Origin of the sequence: Enterococcus sp. DIV0755f, assembly GCF_051713725.1 — a bacterium.
Classification (GTDB): domain Bacteria; phylum Bacillota; class Bacilli; order Lactobacillales; family Enterococcaceae; genus Enterococcus_D; species Enterococcus_D casseliflavus.
Genome location: NZ_JBIOQL010000001.1, coordinates 150,568 through 171,249 on the forward strand (window position 1 = coordinate 150,568; position 20,682 = coordinate 171,249).

General features: G+C 46.1%; 15 protein-coding genes. 9 read left to right on the forward strand and 6 right to left on the reverse strand.

Annotated features, from left to right (window positions below):
• The first annotated feature begins 78 nt into the window (after window positions 1-78).
• The 5 genes from IGI73_RS00720 to IGI73_RS00740 all read left to right on the forward strand — a co-directional run bounded on the left by IGI73_RS00720 (window position 79) and on the right by IGI73_RS00740 (window position 8,319).
• Window positions 79-519, forward strand: coding sequence for a MarR family winged helix-turn-helix transcriptional regulator (locus IGI73_RS00720; RefSeq protein WP_010748552.1), 441 nt, complete (start codon window positions 79-81; stop codon window positions 517-519).
• Window positions 516-2,258 carry an ABC transporter ATP-binding protein gene (locus IGI73_RS00725; protein ID WP_005226665.1) on the forward strand — a complete coding sequence of 581 codons (1,743 nt, stop codon included), beginning with the start codon at window positions 516-518 and terminating at the stop codon, window positions 2,256-2,258. Before IGI73_RS00720 ends, IGI73_RS00725 begins: the two co-directional genes overlap by 4 nt.
• The gene (locus IGI73_RS00730) at window positions 2,224-3,990 is read left to right on the forward strand and encodes an ABC transporter ATP-binding protein (protein WP_428206991.1); all 1,767 of its coding nucleotides are present in this window, start codon (window positions 2,224-2,226) and stop codon (window positions 3,988-3,990) included. The genes IGI73_RS00725 and IGI73_RS00730 overlap by 35 nt, the downstream gene beginning before the upstream one ends.
• Before the next feature lie 167 nt (window positions 3,991-4,157).
• Window positions 4,158-5,594, forward strand: a complete 1,437-nt coding sequence (locus tag IGI73_RS00735) for a glycoside hydrolase family 1 protein (protein WP_005226667.1) — start codon at window positions 4,158-4,160, stop codon at window positions 5,592-5,594.
• Window positions 5,595-5,856: 262 nt separating this feature from the next.
• A complete protein-coding gene (locus tag IGI73_RS00740; RefSeq protein ID WP_438759006.1) occupies window positions 5,857-8,319 on the forward strand; it encodes a heavy metal translocating P-type ATPase in 2,463 nt (820 codons plus the stop codon).
• Between the two features lie 73 nt (window positions 8,320-8,392).
• Here the strand turns inward: IGI73_RS00740 and IGI73_RS00745 are convergent, their stop codons facing one another.
• Window positions 8,393-9,109, reverse strand: a complete 717-nt coding sequence (locus tag IGI73_RS00745; protein ID WP_005226669.1) for a GntR family transcriptional regulator — start codon at window positions 9,107-9,109, stop codon at window positions 8,393-8,395.
• Between the two features lie 108 nt (window positions 9,110-9,217).
• Complete coding sequence (gene celB, locus IGI73_RS00750; protein ID WP_005226670.1) at window positions 9,218-10,489, reverse strand: PTS cellobiose transporter subunit IIC; 1,272 nt, start codon at window positions 10,487-10,489, stop codon at window positions 9,218-9,220.
• 159 nt (window positions 10,490-10,648) lie between these two features.
• Here celB and IGI73_RS00755 point away from each other — a divergent pair, with 159 nt between their 5' ends.
• The 3 genes from IGI73_RS00755 to IGI73_RS00765 all read left to right on the forward strand — a co-directional run bounded on the left by IGI73_RS00755 (window position 10,649) and on the right by IGI73_RS00765 (window position 14,497).
• Window positions 10,649-12,037: a glycoside hydrolase family 1 protein gene (locus tag IGI73_RS00755; protein ID WP_428206989.1), complete on the forward strand. Its 1,389-nt coding sequence runs from the start codon at window positions 10,649-10,651 to the stop codon at window positions 12,035-12,037.
• 247 nt (window positions 12,038-12,284) lie between these two features.
• Window positions 12,285-13,565, forward strand: coding sequence for a PTS sugar transporter subunit IIC (locus IGI73_RS00760; protein WP_005232725.1), 1,281 nt, complete (start codon window positions 12,285-12,287; stop codon window positions 13,563-13,565).
• Between the two features lie 191 nt (window positions 13,566-13,756).
• Entirely contained in the window at window positions 13,757-14,497 is a 741-nt protein-coding gene (locus IGI73_RS00765; protein ID WP_008376546.1) for a GntR family transcriptional regulator, read from the forward strand.
• A 74-nt stretch (window positions 14,498-14,571) separates the two neighbouring features.
• Here IGI73_RS00765 and uvrC read toward each other — a convergent pair whose 3' ends face one another.
• Window positions 14,572-16,362 (reverse strand): excinuclease ABC subunit UvrC, encoded by a 1,791-nt coding sequence (uvrC, locus tag IGI73_RS00770; RefSeq protein ID WP_005226686.1) that lies wholly within the window; start codon window positions 16,360-16,362, stop codon window positions 14,572-14,574.
• A 231-nt stretch (window positions 16,363-16,593) separates the two neighbouring features.
• A complete protein-coding gene (locus IGI73_RS00775; RefSeq protein WP_428206986.1) occupies window positions 16,594-17,445 on the reverse strand; it encodes a LysR substrate-binding domain-containing protein in 852 nt (283 codons plus the stop codon).
• A gap of 65 nt (window positions 17,446-17,510) precedes the next feature.
• Here IGI73_RS00775 and IGI73_RS00780 point away from each other — a divergent pair, with 65 nt between their 5' ends.
• On the forward strand, window positions 17,511-18,533 hold the full coding sequence (locus tag IGI73_RS00780; protein WP_428206985.1) for a YeiH family protein: 1,023 nt from the start codon (window positions 17,511-17,513) through the stop codon (window positions 18,531-18,533).
• Here IGI73_RS00780 and IGI73_RS00785 read toward each other — a convergent pair.
• Window positions 18,459-19,016, reverse strand: a complete 558-nt coding sequence (locus IGI73_RS00785; protein WP_428206983.1) for a GNAT family N-acetyltransferase — start codon at window positions 19,014-19,016, stop codon at window positions 18,459-18,461. The genes IGI73_RS00780 and IGI73_RS00785 overlap by 75 nt on opposite strands.
• A gap of 206 nt (window positions 19,017-19,222) precedes the next feature.
• Window positions 19,223-20,662 carry a 6-phospho-beta-glucosidase gene (locus IGI73_RS00790; protein ID WP_140965211.1) on the reverse strand — a complete coding sequence of 480 codons (1,440 nt, stop codon included), beginning with the start codon at window positions 20,660-20,662 and terminating at the stop codon, window positions 19,223-19,225.
• Window positions 20,663-20,682: the final 20 nt, after the last annotated feature.

Below are 20,682 nucleotides of genomic sequence, written 5' to 3' on the forward strand. Positions count from 1 at the left end.
AATAATCGTTGCGCACGCAACGATTATTCCTTATAATAGATTAGACACTTTGAAGAACGAAGAAAGGCAGGAGTGCTCATGGAAGCCATTATCCGCTCAATCAATCATATTGCCCGTCTCGCCACCCTTTATCGGGAAAAAGAACTGAAAAAATTTGGTTTAGGCGGGATGCATCATACCTATATCTTAAACATTTGCCGCCAACCGGGGATCAGTCAAGAAGCCTTAGCCAAGAAGATTTTTGTGAATAAAAGCAATGTTGCCCGTCAACTAGCAATCCTAGAAGAACGAGGATTTGTCACTAGAACCAGCAGTCCCACCGACAAACGACAATTACTGGTTTATCCAACCGAAAAAGCACTCGCCGTCCAACCAGCGATCCAACAGCTGCTTCAAAGCTGGAATGAACAAGTCGTAGCAGGTTTTTCTGCTGCCCAACAGCAGCAGTTGATCGCCGATCTGGAAATCGTCAAAGAAAATTCCCAGCGGCTTTTAGCGAAAGATGAGGCGATGGAATGAATCTTTTGACTCAATATTTAAAACCCTATATCGGCCGCATCTCCCTTGGCGTCAGTATCAAATTCTTCGGCTCCCTGATGGACTTGCTATTGCCTTGGATTTTGGCGTACATCATCGATTCTGTGATCCCCACGAAGCAGGTATCTGCGATTTTTGCTTGGGGTGGGGCGATGGTGGTCTGCTCCATCATCGCAGTCGTCACCAATATCATCGCCAACCGGATGGCCTCCAGTGTTGCTCGCGATACCACCGGTAGTATACGCCATGATTTATTTGAAAAAGTTTCCTATCTGTCGATTCCGCAAGTCGAAGAAGTCGGGATCCCTTCTTTGGTGTCTCGCTTAACGACAGACACTTACAACATCCATCAAACGGTAGGCATGATCCAACGGATGGGGATTCGTGCCCCGATTCTGTTATTAGGGGGGATCATGATCACTGCCACATTAGATCCCGTGTTGACGCTGGTCTTAGTAGGCGTCTTGCCCTTCACTTTAGTGGCGGCAGTCACGATCTCGAAACGGGGGATCCCCTTGTTTGCTTCATTACAAAAGCAAGTGGATGTGTTGGTGCGAACTGTCCGTGAAAATGTGACTGGGGCTCGGGTGATCAAGGCCTTGTCCAAAGCAGATTACGAGAAAAAGCGCTTTGACCACGTCAACCAAGACGTAGTAGCTGCGGAAACCACCGCTAATCGAACGATGGCTGCAACACCGCCCCTGATGGACCTATTTTTGAATATCGGACTGACGCTAGTGATCGTCGTCAGTGCCTTTCGCGTCAATCAAGGATTGACGCAACCAGGCGTCATCATCGCCTTTTTGACCTATTTTACGATCATTTTGAATGCCATGCTCAGTATCACGCGCATCTTTGTGATCGTGTCGAAGGGGCTGGCTTCTGCCGATCGGATCCAATCCGTCTTGCGCCTGCCGCAAAATATGCAAGTCATTGAGGCGCCTGTCAAAGAAGAGTCTGCGCATATCGTTTTTGAAAAAGTTTCCTTCACCTATCCTAACGGTACCCAGGTGCTGAAAGACATCGATTTTTCCTTGCAGCCGGGAGAAACTTTAGGGATCATCGGTGCGACTGGTAGTGGAAAATCAACGATCGTCAAACTACTGCTGCGGCTCTATGACCCAACGAAGGGCATGATTCGCATCGCTGGTCGCGACATTCGCTCCATCGATCCGACGGAGCTGCATCAGTTATTCGGTGTCGTCTTACAAAAAGACGTGCTTTTTGCGGAAACGATCGAAGAAAATATCGCCTTTGGCCGGCGGTTTTCCAAAGAGCAGATCGAAGAAGCGGCGGCTCGCGCCCAAGCCAAGGAGTTTATCAATCAACTACCCAAGCGCTTAGCTCATCCACTGCATGCTAAAGGCAGCAATTTAAGCGGAGGTCAAAAGCAACGGGTCTTGTTATCGCGGGCCTTGGCGGGGGATCCAGAGATTTTGATTTTGGATGATTCTGCCAGTGCGCTGGATTATCGGACCGACGCTCAGTTGCGCAAGGTCCTGAGACAGCAGTTTCAACAGACGACGACGGTCTTGATCGCGCAGCGGATCAGCTCGATCCAGCATGCCGACAAAATTTTGGTACTGGAAAACGGGCAAATGAACGGCTTTGGCAGTCACCAAGAATTACTAGCAGAAAATGCGATCTACCAAGCCATTTATCAAGGTCAGACAGGAGGTGCCGACGATGCCGAAGAAAAAAACGGAAAAACCGCAGGATAGTAAGAAAACACTACGGCGTTTGTGGGGCTATCTTTACGAGTACAAAGGTCTCCTGCTGGCAGCCGCTGTATTGATGATGGCCAGCAACATTTTCGCCTTGGTGGGCCCGTTGCTTTCAGGGTACGCCATTGATGCCATTCAACCGGGTCCCGGCAAGGTCATTTTTGACCGAGTCTTCTTTTATTGTGGGCTGATGCTGCTGTTTTATCTTGCGTCTTCCCTTCTTAGTTATCTGATTTCGCTCATGATGATTCGCTTGAGTCAGCGGGTGGTGGCAGCGATGCGCAAGGCGATTTTTGATAAAATCACCGAACTGCCGGTGGGGTATTTTGACCGAGTCGCCACTGGGGATATCATCAGCCGCATCAGTTATGATGTCGATACCATCAATACGTCATTGGCCAGCGATGCCATTCAAGTCCTCAGCAGTCTTGTGACGATCATTGGTTCGTTTGTGATGATGGTTTTGATTTCGCCGCTGCTGGTGCTGATTTTTGTCGTAACGGTTCCCGCTTCGATCTTTTTGACCCGCTTTTTGATGAGCAAATTTCAACCATTGTTTCGCCGTCGTTCTCGCAAATTAGGCGAACTGAACGGCTTTGTGGAAGAGATTATTTCTGGTCAGCAAACGATCAAGCTGTATAACCAAGAAGAAGCGATCATCAGCCGTTTTGACGAAAAAAACCAAGAAGCGGTGGATGCCTATTACAATGCTGAGTACTACGGCAGTATGACTGGTCCTTCCATCAACTTTATCAACAATCTGTCGTTGTCCTTGATCAGTATGTTTGGCGCTTTGCTGTTTTTGTTCGGTCATCTGACATTAGGGAATGTTTCTTCCTTTGTTCTTTACTCCAGAAAATTCTCAGGACCAATCAATGAGTTAGCCAACATCTTCAGCGATTTGCAATCAGCATTGGCGGCGGCAGAACGGATCTTCCGTTTGCTGGATGAAGAACCTGAAGTTTCTGATGTTCCTGGAGCCTACGAATACCACGAGGTGTCTGGTGATGTCGCCTTTGACCATGTGACCTTCGGCTATCAAGCACAGCAACCCATCATCAAAGACCTTTCGCTACAAGTACCAGCTGGCAGCTTGGTCGCGATCGTCGGACCGACGGGAGCGGGGAAAACCACCATCGTGAACCTCTTGATGCGGTTTTATGACCCTGACCAAGGAGCGATTCGGTTAGACGGTAAAAATATCCGCCAAGCGACACGCCGCAGCTTACGGCAAAGCTATGCGATGGTGCTGCAAGATACCTGGTTGTTCACGGGAACGGTTTTCGACAATTTGGCCTACGGCAAGGCGAATGCGACGTTGGCAGAAGTCCAAGCTGCTGCACAAGCCGCCCATATCCATGACTTTATTATGAGCCTGCCAAAAGGCTATGATACTTTGATCTCTGAAGACGGAACCGGTATCTCACAAGGGCAAAAACAGCTGTTGACGATTGCACGAGCAATGCTGTTGGATGCCGATCTGTTGATTCTTGATGAAGCCACATCGAATGTCGACACGCAAACAGAGCTGTTGATCCAAGCAGCGATGACCAAATTGATGAAAAGCAAAACCTCCTTTGTGATCGCCCATCGCTTGTCCACGATTCGACATGCCGATACGATCCTCGTGGTGGAACAGGGGAATATCGTAGAGCAAGGGACCCACGAAGAGTTATTAGCCAAAGAGGGGCGTTACGCCGCACTCTATCAGGCACAATTTGATGCATGATCCATAGCTAGTCCACATCCTTGCAAGGAGAACGCCACTGCTTGCAAGGATGTTTTTTGCGTGCCATCGACTTTCTTGGCATAGGTACAAAATCTTCTTATGACAAATCAGGCAATTATCGGTATACTTAAGAAAGGGGTATCATCAAACAGAAAGAAGGGAAACAATTGGATCATAAACAACTAAAAGAATTCCCCAATGATTTTTTATGGGGTTCAGCATCAGCAGCCTATCAAGTAGAAGGCGCATGGCAAGAAGACGGCAAAGGCGCTTCGGTTTGGGACGATTTTGTCCGCATTCCCGGAAAAACCTTTAAAGCAACTAACGGAGATGTCGCGGTCGACCATTACCACCGCTTCAAAGAAGATGTTGCCTTGATGAAAGAACAAGGATTGAAAACCTATCGTTTTTCCATTGCTTGGACACGGATTTTTCCAGAAGGACGAGGAGAAGTCAATCAAGCAGGGTTAGACTTTTATTTAGCATTGATCGATGAACTGATAAAAGCAGGGATCGAACCGATGGTGACCTTGTACCATTGGGATCTGCCACGAGCTTTGCAAGAAGAATACGGTGGCTGGGAATCTCGCAAAATCATTGAAGATTTCACCAACTATGCAGCTGTATTGTTTGAAGCCTTTCGCGGCAAAGTCCACTATTGGGTCAGCTTGAATGAACAAAATATCTTTACTTCGTTAGGCTATCTTTTAGCTGCCCATCCACCAGGAGTGACCGATCCTAAACGGATGTATGAAGTCAATCATATCGCTAACTTGGCGAATGCTTCGGTGATCAACAAGTTCCATGAGATGAAAATCCCAGGGAAAATCGGACCAAGTTTCGCCTACTCACCAAACTACCCAATCAACAGCGACCCGAAAAATATTTTGGCAGCTGAAAACGCGGAAGACTTGATGGCGCATTATTGGTTAGACGTCTATCTATGGGGCGAATACCCGATTGCGGCAATGAATTACTTGAAAGAGCAAGGGATCGCACCAACGATCGAACCAGGAGATATGGACTTGCTGCGTTCAGCAAAACCAGATTTCTTAGGGATCAACTATTACCAAACAGCAACAAATGCCTACAATCCATTAGATGGTGTCGGTGCGGGGAAAATGAACACCACTGGGAAAAAAGGCAGCTCCGAAGAAACCGGGACACCAGGAATGTTCAAAAAAGCCGAAAATCCATTTGTGGAACGGACGAATTGGGATTGGGAGATCGATCCTCAAGGGCTGCGGATCGCTTTACGACGAATCACTAGCCGTTATCGGGTGCCTGTGATCATTACGGAAAACGGACTTGGTGAATACGACAAACTAACCGACGATCATCAAATCCATGACCAATACCGCATCGATTATTTAGCAGGGCATGTCCATGCCATCAAAGAAGCGATCAGCGACGGCGCGGAAGTTCTTGGCTATTGCACCTGGTCCTTCACTGATTTGCTAAGCTGGTTGAACGGCTACCAAAAACGCTATGGCTTTGTCTATGTCGACCAAGATGAAACGCAAGAAGGATCTTTGGCACGCTACAAGAAAGACAGCTTCTACTGGTACCAAGAGCTGATCAAAACCAACGGGCAAGAGTGCTAGCCTCCTAAAACCAATACCTGAATAAGCGAAACGACCCCTGCAACGGCAGTGATCGTTTCTTAGAAAAAAGTACGTTCCACCGGTAGCGATCGCCCAAAGGTAGACCAAAAGTCTCGCGTTTTGGGCCGCTTCAAAGGAGAACGTCCTTTTTTTGAGTATTATCGTTGACAAGTGTAAACGATAATTGTAAAGTAGAAGAAGATTACAACTGTAAACATAAAAGGTTAATGGGTTTGCATAGCAAGCAAGGAGGAAGGAAACAATGATCGAAAAGAATTATGGGGTAAAAGGGATGACCTGTGCGTCTTGTTCCCAGACCGTCGAAAAAACAGTCAGCAAGCTGGCGGGGGTCGACCAAGCAGCTGTCAATTTGGCTACTGAAAAATTACATATTCGTTATGATGAGCAGCAGCTCACCGAAGAAACACTCGCTGCGGCCATCAAAGCAGCGGGCTATCAACTGATCGGCTCCCAAAGACAAGAGACCTTTGCCATCTCGGGCATGACCTGTGCGTCTTGTGCCCAAACAGTAGAAAAAGCTGTCCGAAAATTAGCGGGTGTGGAGCAAGCCTCCGTCAATCTGGCAACAGAAAAACTGACGGTCAGCTATCAACAAGATCAAGTGACCGCCGCGAAGATCGCAGCTGCCGTGAAAGAGGCGGGCTATGATGCACAGCTGCCGACCGCTTCTGCCGACAAGGTGGATTCAAAACAGGCAGAGATTCGTGCTTTATGGCAACGGTTTTGGCTTTCAGCGCTCTTTACGATCCCCTTGTTCTATTTGACGATGGGGGAAATGATCGGTTTGCCGATCCCTGGCTTTTTAGATCCGATGGCCTATCCAGTCAATTTCGTTACCACTCAATTGCTTTTGGTCTTACCGGTGATGGTCCTCGGTCGCGCCTTTTACATTGCTGGTTTCAAAGCGCTTTGGAAAGGCCATCCCAACATGGATTCCCTCGTCGCATTGGGAACCAGTGCTGCCTTCTTTTATAGTATTTATGGAACCGTGATGGTCTACCTGGGCACGACCCACTATGCGATGCACTTGTACTATGAAACGGCCGCCGTTATTTTGGCATTAGTTACTTTAGGAAAATACCTTGAGTCGGTCTCGAAGGGCAAAACCTCCGAAGCCATCAAGAAGTTGTTGGATCTCGCACCGAAAAAAGCCCGCGTGCTTCGTGGCAGCGGGAATCAAGCCGAAGAAGTCGAAGTGGGTATTGAAGAAGTCGCAGCTGGCGATATCTTAGTCGTACGACCTGGTGAGAAGATTCCTGTGGATGGGATCGTTACCCAAGGGCGCTCTGCCATCGATGAATCAATGATCACTGGAGAAAGCTTACCTATCGAAAAACAAGTCGGTGATCGGGTGATCGGCGCCAGCATCAACAAAAACGGCTCCTTTCAATATGAAGCCACCAATGTGGGAGAAGATTCAACGTTAGCGCAAATCATTCAGTTAGTAGAAAATGCCCAAGGCTCCAAAGCGCCGATTGCCCGCATGGCTGACAAAGTTTCGGGTGTGTTTGTCCCGATCGTCATGGTCTTGGCGGTTTTTGCAGGACTTGCCTGGTTTTTCTTAGGACAAGAAACCTGGATCTTCTCATTGACCATTACGATCTCTGTATTAGTGATTGCCTGTCCGTGTGCCTTAGGATTAGCGACACCGACCGCCATCATGGTGGGTGCGGGCAAAGGGGCAGAAAATGGCGTCTTGATCAAAAGCGGCGATGCGTTAGAAACAGCTAGAAATGTGACGACGATCGTTTTTGATAAAACCGGCACGATCACAGAAGGCAAACCAGTCGTAACCGATCTCCTACCTGCAGGCAATCACACGCCGACGGAATTGCTGCAGCTGGCGGCTTCTGTTGAAAAAGGCTCAGAACATCCATTAGGCGAAGCCATTGTGATCGAAGCCCGCACGCAAGCTCTCGCCCTACAAGAAGTTGACGGGTTTGAAGCGATCCCAGGGCATGGGATTCAAGGAACGAGCGCTGGCAGTCCAGTCCTATTAGGCAACCAGAAATGGTTGGAAAAACAAAACGTTGCCATCGATGGCCTGATCGAGCAAGCCCAACAATTGGCTCACGAAGGGAAAACACCGATGTATGTTGCCAAAGACGGCGAAGCGATCGGGATCATCGCTGTGGCAGATACTATCAAAGAAAGCAGTCGAAAAGCCATTGAACGGTTGCATCAAATGGGCTTGTACGTAGCAATGATCACGGGCGACAATGCCCGAACGGCCCAAGCCATCGCCAAACAAGTCGGTATCGATGAAGTGATCAGTGACGTCTTGCCAGAAGATAAAGCCGCCAAAGTAGCTGGCCTGCAAGCCAAAGGCCAAAAGGTTGCGATGGTAGGTGACGGGATCAATGATGCGCCCGCGTTAGCCCAAGCCGATGTAGGGATCGCGATCGGCTCTGGTACCGATGTCGCCATCGAATCGGCAGACATCGTACTGATGCGCAGCGATCTGATGGACGTCCCATCAGCGATCGAGTTAAGTCGGGCAACCATCAAAAACATCAAAGAAAATCTTTTCTGGGCTTTTGCTTATAACGTCTTAGGCATCCCTGTCGCAATGGGTGTGCTGCATCTTTTCGGTGGCCCCTTGCTCAATCCAATGATCGCTGGGGCGGCCATGAGCTTCAGCTCGGTATCCGTTTTATTAAATGCCTTGCGGCTGAAACGATTCCAACCCTCAGCGAAAAAGTAAACGAAGCAACGAATGCACCAACAAAAAGACCTACCCACGGTTTCTGATGGAAGAAAACCGTGGGCAGGTCTTTTTAGTGCTGGACATCTAAATAAGAGTAGGCCCGCACGTCATAACGGTTGCGACTACGGGAAAATTCGATAGGTGAGCCATTTTTCTGATAGACGATCTGTTCGATCTCTAAGACCGGATCATCGGCTTTACAGTCCAAATACTGTTGATCGTATGCGGTACTTTTATCAGCGGCAATGGTGCGGTAAGCGCCGGCAAACTGGACCCCTAGTTCCTCTTTGACATAACGGTAGATAGAACTTTCTAAATGGCCACGAGTTAAATTGGGCACCAAATGGACGGGCATATAGGTATATTCTAAAATAAACGGTTGGTCTTCAAGAATCCGCAAGCGGACAATACTATAGATCGGCTGTTCTTCCGTTAACATCAACTTTTCTTGGATCGTTTGGTCAGGAAATTCGACTTGAAAATCGATGACCTGACTGACTAGCTTGCGGCCAGCTTTGCCCATTTCCGTTGACAAGCCTTCATAGACCGTTAAAGCAGTGGTGTCTTTTTTTAAGAATGGGTGGTTCAATATTTTTGTTCCAGCGCCCCGCTGAGAATAAACCAGTCCTTCCATGGCTAAAATACCGATGGCTTTTTTGACGGTCATCCGGCTGACTCCGAATTCCTCGACTAAATCAGTTTGATTCGGCAGTAAGCTGTCAGGCGGATACGTTTTGTTTTTGATACGTGTGCGTAAAATATTGGCAATTTCTTGGTATTTTGGCATCTGATCACCTCGCAAGAAGTATAGCTGAAAAAAGCGGTTTCGACAATCAAACCTTGGTTTTTTTATAAAAAGAACGGCTGACTGAAAAAATTCAGCCAGCCGTTGCGCTTAATCGATTGATGGTTCTGCTTGACGATCTAACACACGTAAGAATGGATACCAGATTAAGCCGACGATCACCACGTCAATGACTTGCAGCAAACCACCTAACCAAGAGTTGGTTGCTAAGACACCACTGAAGACCACTGGAACGGTCCAAGGAACAGAAACACCAGTTGGTGCAGGAACAAGTCCAGCCGCCATCACTAAGTAGTTGAAGGTCGTTACCACAAGAGGTGCTACGACCCAAGGAATCAGGATCGTCGCATTCAAGACGATCGGCATACCGAAGATGGCTGGTTCGTTAACGTTAAAGATCCCTGGTGCTAAAGCCAAACGACCCACATCGCGGTATTGTTTTTTCTTCAATACGAAAGCCATCAAGATAACAACGGCTAACGTCATACCAGAACCGCCTAATCCAACAGTAAAGGTTTCCATAAATGGTTTTGTGACGATATGCGGCAGTGCATCCCCATTTTGATACGCTTCTAAGTTGTCTAACATCAATGTATTCCAAATCGGGTCCATCACAGAGTTGACGATGATTTGACCATGTAGACCGAAGAACCAAAGGAATTGAACAAAGAACAAAGCCAATAGAGTTGCTGGCAAGCTGCTGCCTAGTCCAGTCAATGGTTTTTGGATCAATTCATAAACCAGGTCATGCAAGTTGGCATTGAAGACACCCGTCATGATGGCATTGATCACTAAGAATACCGTTAAGGTGATAATTGCTGGAATCAAAGCGGCAAAAGATTTAGAAACTGCTGGTGGTACCCCATCAGGCATTTTGATCTGCCAGCCGCGTTTTGTGATGCGGCAATAGATTTCAGCTGCCAAAAATGCTGCGATCATCCCGATAAACATCCCTTTTGCGCCAAGACGATCAAGAGACAGCACACCGGAGATCGTTTCGCCAGATTCAGTAGTCATAAAGAAAGGAGTCAAGATCAAAAAGCTGGCAAACGAAACGGCACCACCAAAAATCCCTTCCACATCATATGATTTTGATAAATAATAGCCAATACCGAAAGTAACGAAAACAGTCATGATACTCATTGTTGCATTTTGCCCATTGCCAAACAGTGTTCCTAATGTTCCTTTAGTGGCATCACTGAAGAAGGGCAGGTTGTTTAAAACGACCACGATCGATCCAAACATAGTGATTGGGAACGAAAGCATAAACGCGTCCCGCAAGACGGTCAGGTAGCGATTTTGTCCTAAGGCATTCGCCAAGGGCAAAATCTTTTCAGATAACTTGTCCATAAAACCATTCATTATTATTTCACTCCTTAAATTTCTTTTTGCAATCGATTACATTGATAATGTATCATGTTTTATTTTAAATGTCTATACATTTATTTTAAAAAAGATTGATTTTTGTAACTGCTTCCTTTATGATTAGGGCAGCAAAGAAAAAATGAGGAGTGAATGAAGATGGATTATCAATTTCCAGCAGGCTTTTGGTGGGGGTCAGCCGCTAGTGGCCCACAAACAGAAGGTGTATTTGAAGGCGATGGCAAAGGGGCAAGCATCTGGGATTACTGGTATCAGCAAGAACCAGAGAAATTTTTCAATGAGGTAGGTCCTGAAAAAACCTCGCAAGTCTATACACGCTATCAAGAAGATATTCAACTAATGAAAGAAACCGGCCATACGACGTTTCGGACGTCGATCCAATGGAGTCGTCTCTTCCCGCAAGGCAAAGGAGAAGTCAATAAAAAAGCCGTTGATTTTTACAATGCCTACATTGATGAGTTGATCGCCAACGGGATCGAACCTTTCATGAACCTTTACCACTTCGATATGCCGATGGCGCTGCAAGAAAAAGGCGGCTGGTTGAACCGAGAGACCGTGGATGCCTATGTCGCATTTGCGCAAACCTGCTTTACATTATTTGGTGATCGTGTCAAGAAATGGTTCACTCATAATGAACCGATCGTCCCTGTTGAAGGCGGCTATCTTTACCAATTCCATTATCCAAATGAGATCAACATGAAACATGCAGTCCAAGTTGGGTTCCACGAAACGTTGGCGAGTGCTAAAGCCATCAAAGTCTATCATGAGATGAACCTTGATGGGGAGATCGGCATCATCTTGAACTTGACGCCAAGCTATCCAAGAGATGAGAACGATCCAGAGGATGTCAAAGCAGCGCAAATCGCGGATGCCTTCTTTAATCGTTCTTTCTTAGACCCTGCGGTCAAAGGCACGTTCCCAGAAGAATTAGTGACCATCGTCAAGGAATTGGATATGGTACCAGCGATGGAAGCCGATGATTTACAAACGATTCGCGAAAACACGATCGACTTGTTGGGGATCAATTATTACCAACCTCGTCGTATCATGAAGAAAGAATCACCGATCGATGAAGCGAAAAGTCCAATGCCTGATGATTACTTTGATAACTATGATATGCCGAACAAGAAAATGAACCCGTATCGTGGATGGGAAATCTATGAAAAAGGGATCTATGATATTTTGACGAACACGCGAGAAAACTATGGCAATATCAAGTGCTACATTTCTGAAAATGGCATGGGTGTCGAAGGAGAAGAACGTTTCGTCAATGCTGATGGCGTGATCGAAGATGATTACCGCATCGAATTTGTCTCTGACCACTTGAAGTACGTCCACCAAGCGATCCAAGAAGGAACCAATTGTGTTGGCTACCATATGTGGACCTGCATGGACAACTGGTCATGGACCAATGCTTACAAGAACCGTTACGGATTTATCTCCGTTGACTTAGCAAATGATGCTAAACGAACGGTGAAAAAATCAGGTCGTTGGTTTAAAGAAGTTTCAGATAATAACGGCTTTTAATAACAATGAAAAAAGCAATGCTGTAGGAATCAGCATTGCTTTTTTTGTGTAAAATCGCGGATTTCTTCTGGCTAATTTCAAAGGGGGGATTCTATTAAAAAACCACCTGTTTTTGCAAATGATAAGCTGGGTTAAATAAAAGCACAGTTTTGATAAAGAAAAGACTAGACATGGAAACGTTCTCGTGGTATTCTTTAGTAGAAATCGGTTTCATTATTTTGTTTAGGGTTTGAAAGGAGAAAAAACAATGGATAAATTTATTGGATTTATGGAGAAGCACTTTATTCCGATCGCTTCTAAAATAGGCTCTCAAAGACATCTAGTGGCCATTCGTGACGGATTTATCGTAACGATGCCGTTGATGATCTTAGGCTCTTTTGGGGTATTGATCAACAACTTACCGATCCCTGCCTATATTGATTTTATGAATGGCATTTTTGGTGAAGGAACATGGCAAGCCTTTGGGAACAACTTGTCAGCAGGTACTTTTTCAATACTTGGTCTGTTAATCGCTTTCACAGTAGCGTATAATTTAGCTAAAAGCTACAATCAAGACGCATTAGGTGCTGGGGCGATCTCAGTTGCAAGTTTCTTCGCATTAGGTGCTATGGCGACAGGCCCAGATGGTTTGTTAACAGCTGCCGGACTTGGTTCTCAAGGATTATTTTTAGCATTAATCGTATCGATCATTTCTACTGAGATCTTCCGTCGTCTAGCTGGCAACCCACGCTTAGTCATCAACATGCCTGATGGAGTACCACCAGCAGTCTCACGTTCATTTGCTGCATTATTCCCAGCAATGATCACCGTATCGATCTTTGCTTTGTTTACAGCAATTTTCCAAGCATTTGGTGTGACAAGTATCGTATTGTCCTTCTATGAATTGGTGCAACAACCATTCATGGGCTTGGCAAACTCTTATCCAGCTGCTTTGCTATTAGGTTTTATCTCTGCATTCTTATGGTTCTTTGGTTTACATGGTGCCAACATCATCGACCCGTTCATGCAAACAATCAATGTGCCAGCGATCGAAGCAAACGCACGAGCATTAGAAGCAGGAACAGATTTGCCTTATATCGTGAACAAACCATTCTTTGATTCTTTCGTGAACATCGGCGGAACAGGTGCGACACTAGGTCTTTTGATTGCGATCTTTTTAGTTGCTCGTCATCATAAAGCGTATATGACTGTCGCAAAACTATCTGTTGCACCAGGTGTGTTCATGATCAATGAACCAGTGATGTTTGGGTTACCAGTTGTCTTGAACCCAATCTTGTTCATCCCATATGTGTTGACCCCACTTGTTTTAGTAACGACTGCTTATTTTGCAACCGCAACTGGCTTAGTTCCTGCAAGTACCGTCATCGCACCATGGACGACGCCACCAATCATCGGCGGTATTTTGTCGACACAAAGTATTGCTGGCGGAATCTTGGCAGCTGTTAACTTGATCTTGTCAATCGTTATCTACTTGCCGTTCGTGAAAATGGCGCAAATTCAAGAAACACGCCGTTTAAAAAATGCGTAATGTCTGATCGAGTCGATTAGAAACAAGCGCCAAACGTAATAGACCTTATCCGGCCGCGATCAGAGTGCAATACCCCTTATCACACTGCTTCATTGGAAGGTGCAGTGGTGTGATGACACTCTTTTCGTTTGGCCGGTTCTTTTATCGTTTTTCAATCAATACAATACAACACACGTTTTGGAGGTGGCAAAATGCCCAAATATATGGAGATCGCAGATGTTCTGCGTAAAAGAATCAAGGACGGAACTTATCCGAAAGACAGTCTTTTACCTTATCAAACAGAGTTAGTGGAAGAGTTTGGCGTCAGCCGAATGACGATTAAAAATGCGGTGAATATCCTGATTATGGAAGGCTTGCTGCTGACAAAGCGCGGCTTAGGGACCAAAGTTTTGAATCATTCCTTTTGGGGCAAAGATACCTCATCGGTGACAGAATACAAAGGCCTGAGCTATCAGATGAAACAAGAAAAACGGACATTGACTAGCCAAGTCATCACCTTTGAAGTCTGTTTTCCTACAACAAGAATTCAAGAGATGCTTCAGATCACTGCCGAACAACCAATCTATCATGTGATCCGTTTGCGGATCTTAGAAGGCAATCCATACATACTCGAGCATTCCTATATGCCGTTGGATCTGGTCAGCGGTTTGACGAAAGAAATCTTGGAAGAATCCGTCTATGACTATCTACTGCAAGATTTAGGCTACAAATTTGCTGGTGCTTATCGGACCTTTCAGGCTGCCAAAAGCGATGAATACGATCAAACCTATTTAGCGTGCCAAGCAGATGACCCAGTATTGGAATTAGAACAGATCATCTATTTAGAATCGGGACGTCCAGTGGACTATTCCTGCAGCCGCAATCGGTATGATGTTCGTGGCTATTCCATGTTAGACATGAAGCCTGACCTGTTACAGCACCGCAAAAAGTAACGGCTTACAAAATGCTTCTTCAACGAAAAAACGCTTCATAGCTACTGTTGGCTATGGAGCGTTTTTGTTTTGACTTAAGAAGTGGGTTGGTTTTGATCACCTAGTTTGGCTAAGATAGTTTCCGCAACGGCTTTGGGGATGCCAGCTTGCTGGATCTCTTCCACGGAAGCTGCTTGGATGTTTTTTAACGACTTGAAGGTTTTCATCAGCTGTTGCTTGCGTTTTGGTCCTAAGCCAGGAATTTCATCCAGTTTGGAAGAAAAGCTGTTTTTACTGCGCAGTTGGCGATGGAAGGTGATCGCAAAACGATGGACCTCATCTTGGATCCGTTGCAGCAAAAAGAATTCCACAGAATTGCGTTCCAGCTGGATCGGATCTAAAAATTCCCCGAAAATCAACTCGCTGGTTTTGTGTTTGTTGTTCTTCACTAAACCGGCAACGGGAATATCTAAACCTAGCTGGTTATACAGCACTTCTTGGGCGGCACCGACTTGGGCTTTCCCACCATCGATGATGATCAGATCAGGAAAAGGCAGGTTTTCTTTTAGGACACGAGAGTATCGGCGGTAGATGACTTCTTGCATAGAGCCATAATCGTCGCCGCCTTGTGCAGTACGAATCTTATATTTCCGATAATCATCTTTAAACGGCTTCCCGTCGACAAAAACCACCATTGCAGACACTGGGTCGGTCCCCATGATGTGGGAGTTATCGAAGGCTTCGATCCGATAAGGTGTCGCGATCCCCATGGCTTCGCCTAGACGATCCACTGCACCGATCGTCCGTTCTTCAGTACGCTCGATCAACGCAAATTTTTGTGCCAAGGCAATGCGGGCATTTTTATTGGCCAAATCGACCAATTTCTTTTTGTCGCCTCGTTGGGGCTGCAGGACTTTGGTTTCCAGCAGCGCTTCTAATGGGGCAGCATCGACATTTTGCGGAACAAAGACTTCTTTGGGAATGAAGTGCTCATTCTTTTGGTAAAACTGGCCGACGAAGGTCAAGAAATCCTCATCCGCTTCATTGTAGAAAGGAAACAAAGAGACTTCTCGTTCGATCAGCTTTCCTTGACGGATAAAAAAGACTTGGACACACATCCAGCCTTTGTCGACACTGTAGCCAAAGACATCACGGTCCATCAGATCTGTCAGAGTCATTTTTTGTCGCGTCATGACGGTATCGATTGCTTGGATCTGATCCCGCAGCTCAGCCGCTCGTTCAAACTCTAACGTTTCAATGGCTTCGCCCATCTTCTCTTTCAGGTCTTTCAAAATATCGACGTGACCGCCGTGGAAAAAGTGTTTGACTTGATCAACGATCTTCTGATAATCCTTGGGATCTACATTGTTGACATAAGGACAGACGCATTGACCCAAATGATAATAAAGACAAGGCCGCTTTTGAGAAGGACCGCATTTTCGCAATGGAAAGAGGCGATCCAGCACCCGTTTGGTTTCGTTGGCTGCTCGTGCATCAGGATAAGGGCCAAAATATAAAGCCCCGTCTTTTAAAACTTTACGAGTGATGATCAGACGCGGATAGCGCTCTTTGGTCACTTTAATAAAAGGATACGACTTGTCGTCCTTTAGCATGATATTGTATTTCGGTTTGTTTTTTTGAATCAAATTGATTTCCAGCAATAAGGCTTCCGTATTTGATTCGGTAACGACGTACTCAAAATCATTGATTTCTTGAACGAGCCGTTCGGTTTTCGTATCGTGACTGCCGGTAAAGTACGAACGGACACGATTTTTTAAAATTTTGGCTTTCCCAACATAGATGATTTTGTTATTTTTATCTTTCATTAAATAACAACCGGGTTGGTCAGGAAGCAGCGCTAGTTTGTTCTTGATTTGTTCGTTCATTTCAAGATCCTTTCTTACTGGTTTGCTCACGAACTGCAAAAGTAGTCAAAGGGCGGTCTAAGATCCACCGAAAAGGGGAACATTAGAGCCCATAGCCAGTACTCTTCATTTTAGCACAAATTTCTTAAGAAACAATCAAACGGGCCAGATCGGCAGCGAGGAAGCGTAATCGTAAGAAAAGGTTAAGAAATCCCACGAGGCGGTGGTTTCCTCCCTTAAAAACAAGTGAATTTAGTTGCTTTCTGCTTGCAAGGAATCCTCTTGCGACCACTCCTGAATGAAGGTCCGCAAACCCTCGATGGCTGGTTCTGTGACGGCTTTGCGCTGGATGAGGTAAAATTGCCGCTCAAAATTTTTATCCAGCAGTTGATAGCCAATGCCGTGGGCGGCTCGCTTGGAAAGGATCGAACAGCCGAAGCCTTGTTTCAGTAAAGCGACGATCAATTCATTGCTGGCGATCTCAATGATCGGTCCTTGAATATTTTGTTCCTCTAGATAGCGCTTAGTGTAATAGTAGACACCAGAACTCGCTTCTCGGACGAGCCAAGGACCGACTTGGGGATCACCAGCTAAGACGAGCTGATCTTTCAAAATCGGGAAACGCAAAATACTTGGTGCAGATAAGGGTTTTTCAATGATCCCTAAATCTAGTTGATGTTGCTCAAGCGCTGTTAAGACTTCAGCGGAGTTCATCATCGATACCCGAAAACGCACCGTGGGAAAGGCGTTGTATAAAGCAATCATCAAGTCAGGCATCAAGGCCATCGCATAGGTATGAGAGATGCCTAGGGCACAGTGGCTTTGATGCTGCGTGTTGGTATGGATCTCGCTGGCGATCGTCGACCACTCATCCAATAAATTCAGTGCCTTTTCGTAAAGGTACTCTGCTTGGGGCGTGGCGATCACGTTTTTGCGACCATTGCGTAAAAAAAGCGGTGTATCCAGGTCTTGTTCCAACTGCTTGATCTGAGCAGAAACCGTGGGCTGCGAAATAAACAGCAATTCGGCAGCTTTCGAAAAATTTTTCGTTTCATAGACCATCTTGAAGGTCTCCAGTAATTTTAACATTGCAATCCCTTCCATTAGAAAATTCAATCATAACTATTATACCAATAAATCCTACTGATCGGTCAATCTGTGTATAATGGATGTTATATGAAAGGATGAAAGCAATGAAGCAACGACAAACAGCTTTGATACTTCCCGGTTTGTTCCTATCCTTTTCGGTAGCCGTCATCGCCCGAATCATGGCTTTGGCTGTGCCAAAATTAGGGGGAGCAACCCTTGCTATTTTATTAGGAATCATTTTAGGAAATACACTGTTCAAGCAAGAACGCTACCAAGTCGGAACGAAGGTTGCGGAAAGTCGGCTCTTGGAATATTCGGTGGTTTTGCTGGGCTTTACCGTCACTTTCCAGACCATCAGTGAAATGGGCCTTCGGGGCTTTCTCTTTATATTGCTGATGATGAGTTTGGTCATTACCGCTGCTTATTTGATAGGGAAAAAAATGGGCTTTAATCAAAAGATGAGCCTGATGATGGCAGGCGGCAACGCTGTCTGCGGGTCCTCTGCGATTGCGGCGATCGCACCAGCCATTGATGCCGATGATGAAGAAAAAGGGCAGATCATCACCTTGGTCAATCTTTTAGGAACAGTGATGATGCTGACGCTGCCGTTTTTAGGATTGGCCTTATACGGCGATGATCTGTTGCAAAAAAGCGCCTTACTTGGTGGCACGCTGCAATCCGTCGGACAAGTCGTGGCGGGGGCTAGTTTGATTGATGCCGACACCGTCAAATACGCGATGCTCTTTAAAATCGCGCGCATCATCATGTTGGCAGTCGTCGTCATTGTTTTTGAACGAATGACGACAAAGACCCCCACCAAAACCAAAGCCAAAGGCAAGCTGCGGCTGCCGATCCCTTGGTATGTGTTGGGCTTCTTGACCATCTGTATCTTGAACAGCTTCTTGCCGCTGCCTAGCTGGTTGAATGAGGGCGCTCATTTTATCAGTACGTGGTTTGAAACGACGGCGTTGGCAGCCATTGGTTTGCGCTTGGATTTCCGCAAGTTTTTAAAAGAAGGCCCGCGCTTTTTATTCTATGGTCTTTCCGCTGGCGCCGTCCAAACCGTGGGTGCTGTTGCATTGATTTGGTTGCTGCGGCTCTAATGTTTTCACATAAAAGCGATCCATCGTGGTATGCTGTGCTGCCAATAGTGGCTGGCACAATGCGCGATAGCCGGCTTTTTGATAGACATGCAAGGCTGCTTCTAGAGAATGATGGGATTCTAAATAGAGTTGCCGATAACCTAGTTCAACAGCTTTGGCCTCGATCTTCGCCAGCAAGGGATAGCTGAGGCGCTGCCCTTTGGCAGCATCACTGAGATAAAATTTTTGCAGCTCGGCGATTTTCCCTTCTGAATCATAAGCGGCAAGACCACCGCCGCCTAAAAGGGTACCCGATTCATTAGTGACGACAAAATAATGGCGGCTAGCAGGATCTGCTGCATAAAATTCACTTAAGTGGTCTAACTCGGGATCAAAATAGGCAGTCCCTGGAACCGCCAACTGGTGGTCGGTCAAGCTTTTGCGAATGATAGCGGCTAAGGGCGCATCATCTTGAGATTGGATCGAACGAAATATCGGCTTCATGCAGCTCCTCCTTAAAGTGAAAGTAAATGAATAGCTATAGTGTACCACAGCATTGAGGTAGTGTTTAGTGATGATAAGAAAAGCCATCCTCGCAATGGCGCCCCTCTTTAATAAGAAAACCGCCCCTCGTTGCCGGGCTCCTAATGTGAAAAGGAGTATGGCGCAACGAGGGGGCGGTTTTTGTGCGTTAGTCATGGAAGCAGTAATTAGAGCGTTTCACCATTGGAGGCGATCACTTGCTGGTACCACGCAAAGGAATCTTTTTTCAAACGATTCAAGGTTCCTTTCCCGGTATTATCTTTGTCGACATAGATCATGCCATAGCGTTTCTCCATTTCGCCGCTGCCGAAGCTGACGATATCAATGATCCCCCAAGGCGTATAGCCTAATAACGGTACACCATCTTCAACTACCGCTTTTTCCATCTGTTCGATGTGCTCTTTCAGGTAAGTGATGCGGTAGTCATCATGGACTTGCTGCTCATCGGTTAGTTGATCGTAAGCACCAAAGCCATTTTCCACGATAAATAGCGGCAAGTCATAGCGTTGATAGATGGTATTTAACACATAACGCAACCCGACTGGGTCAATAGGCCAGCCCCAATCAGAAGCACTGATATAAGGATTCCTCACGATTTTTGCTCCTGGGATATCCTCAGTTGGTGTGCCAGCCACTTCATCAAGGGTTGAGATCGTTCCTGACATGTAATAGCTGAACCCAATATAATCAACGGTTCCCGCTTTTAATAGCGCTTGTTCCTCGGGCGTGATCTCAATCGTGATGCCTTTTTTCGCCCAATATTTTTGCACATAGGTTGGGATCTTGCCTCGTACATGGACATCGCTGTAAAAATAGCGCCGTTCATTGGCTTTGACGGATGCCATCAAATCAGCTGGCGCACAAGAGTAGGGGTAGACCGGAACATAGGCCATCATACAACCAATCTGAAACTCTGGATTGATTTTTTTGCCTTCGATCACGGCTGCCGCACTGGCAATCAACTCATTGACGCCCGCTTGAAAGACGAGTGCTTCTTTTTGACTGTCATCCTCGATGATCATGGCAGAATTGGTCCAAACGTGCAGCGGCTCTTGCCCATCTGCTTGATTATTGATCTCATTGAAGGTCATCCAATACGTTACTTTGTCACGATACCGTTGAAAAACGGTCTTAGCGAATTTGACAAAGAGGGGAATCACTTCTTTGTTAGCAAACCCACCAAATTCTTCATAGAGGGCATAAGGCATTTCAAAGTGGGACAAAGTGATCACGGGTTCGATGCCGTTTGCCTGCAATTCGTCGAAAAGATCATCGTAGTATTGGAGACCGGCTTCATTTGGTTCTTCTTCTGTTCCAGTTGGATAGATCCGACTCCAAGAAATCGATGTCCGTAGACATTTCAAGCCCAGCTCTTTGAATAACTGGATATCTTCTTTGTACCGGTGATAAAAGTCAATGGCTTCATGGTTCGGGTAATACTCTCCTTCAATGACGCCTTTGGTGATTTTACGGGGAATACCGTTGCCACCGGCCGTCATAACATCAGCGGTACTCATTCCACGGCCAGCAACATTCCAAGCGCCTTCCGCTTGATGGGCAGCGATCGCGCCGCCCCATAAAAAATCTTTTGGCATTTTTGCGGACATAAATTTCATTCCTCCTCGAC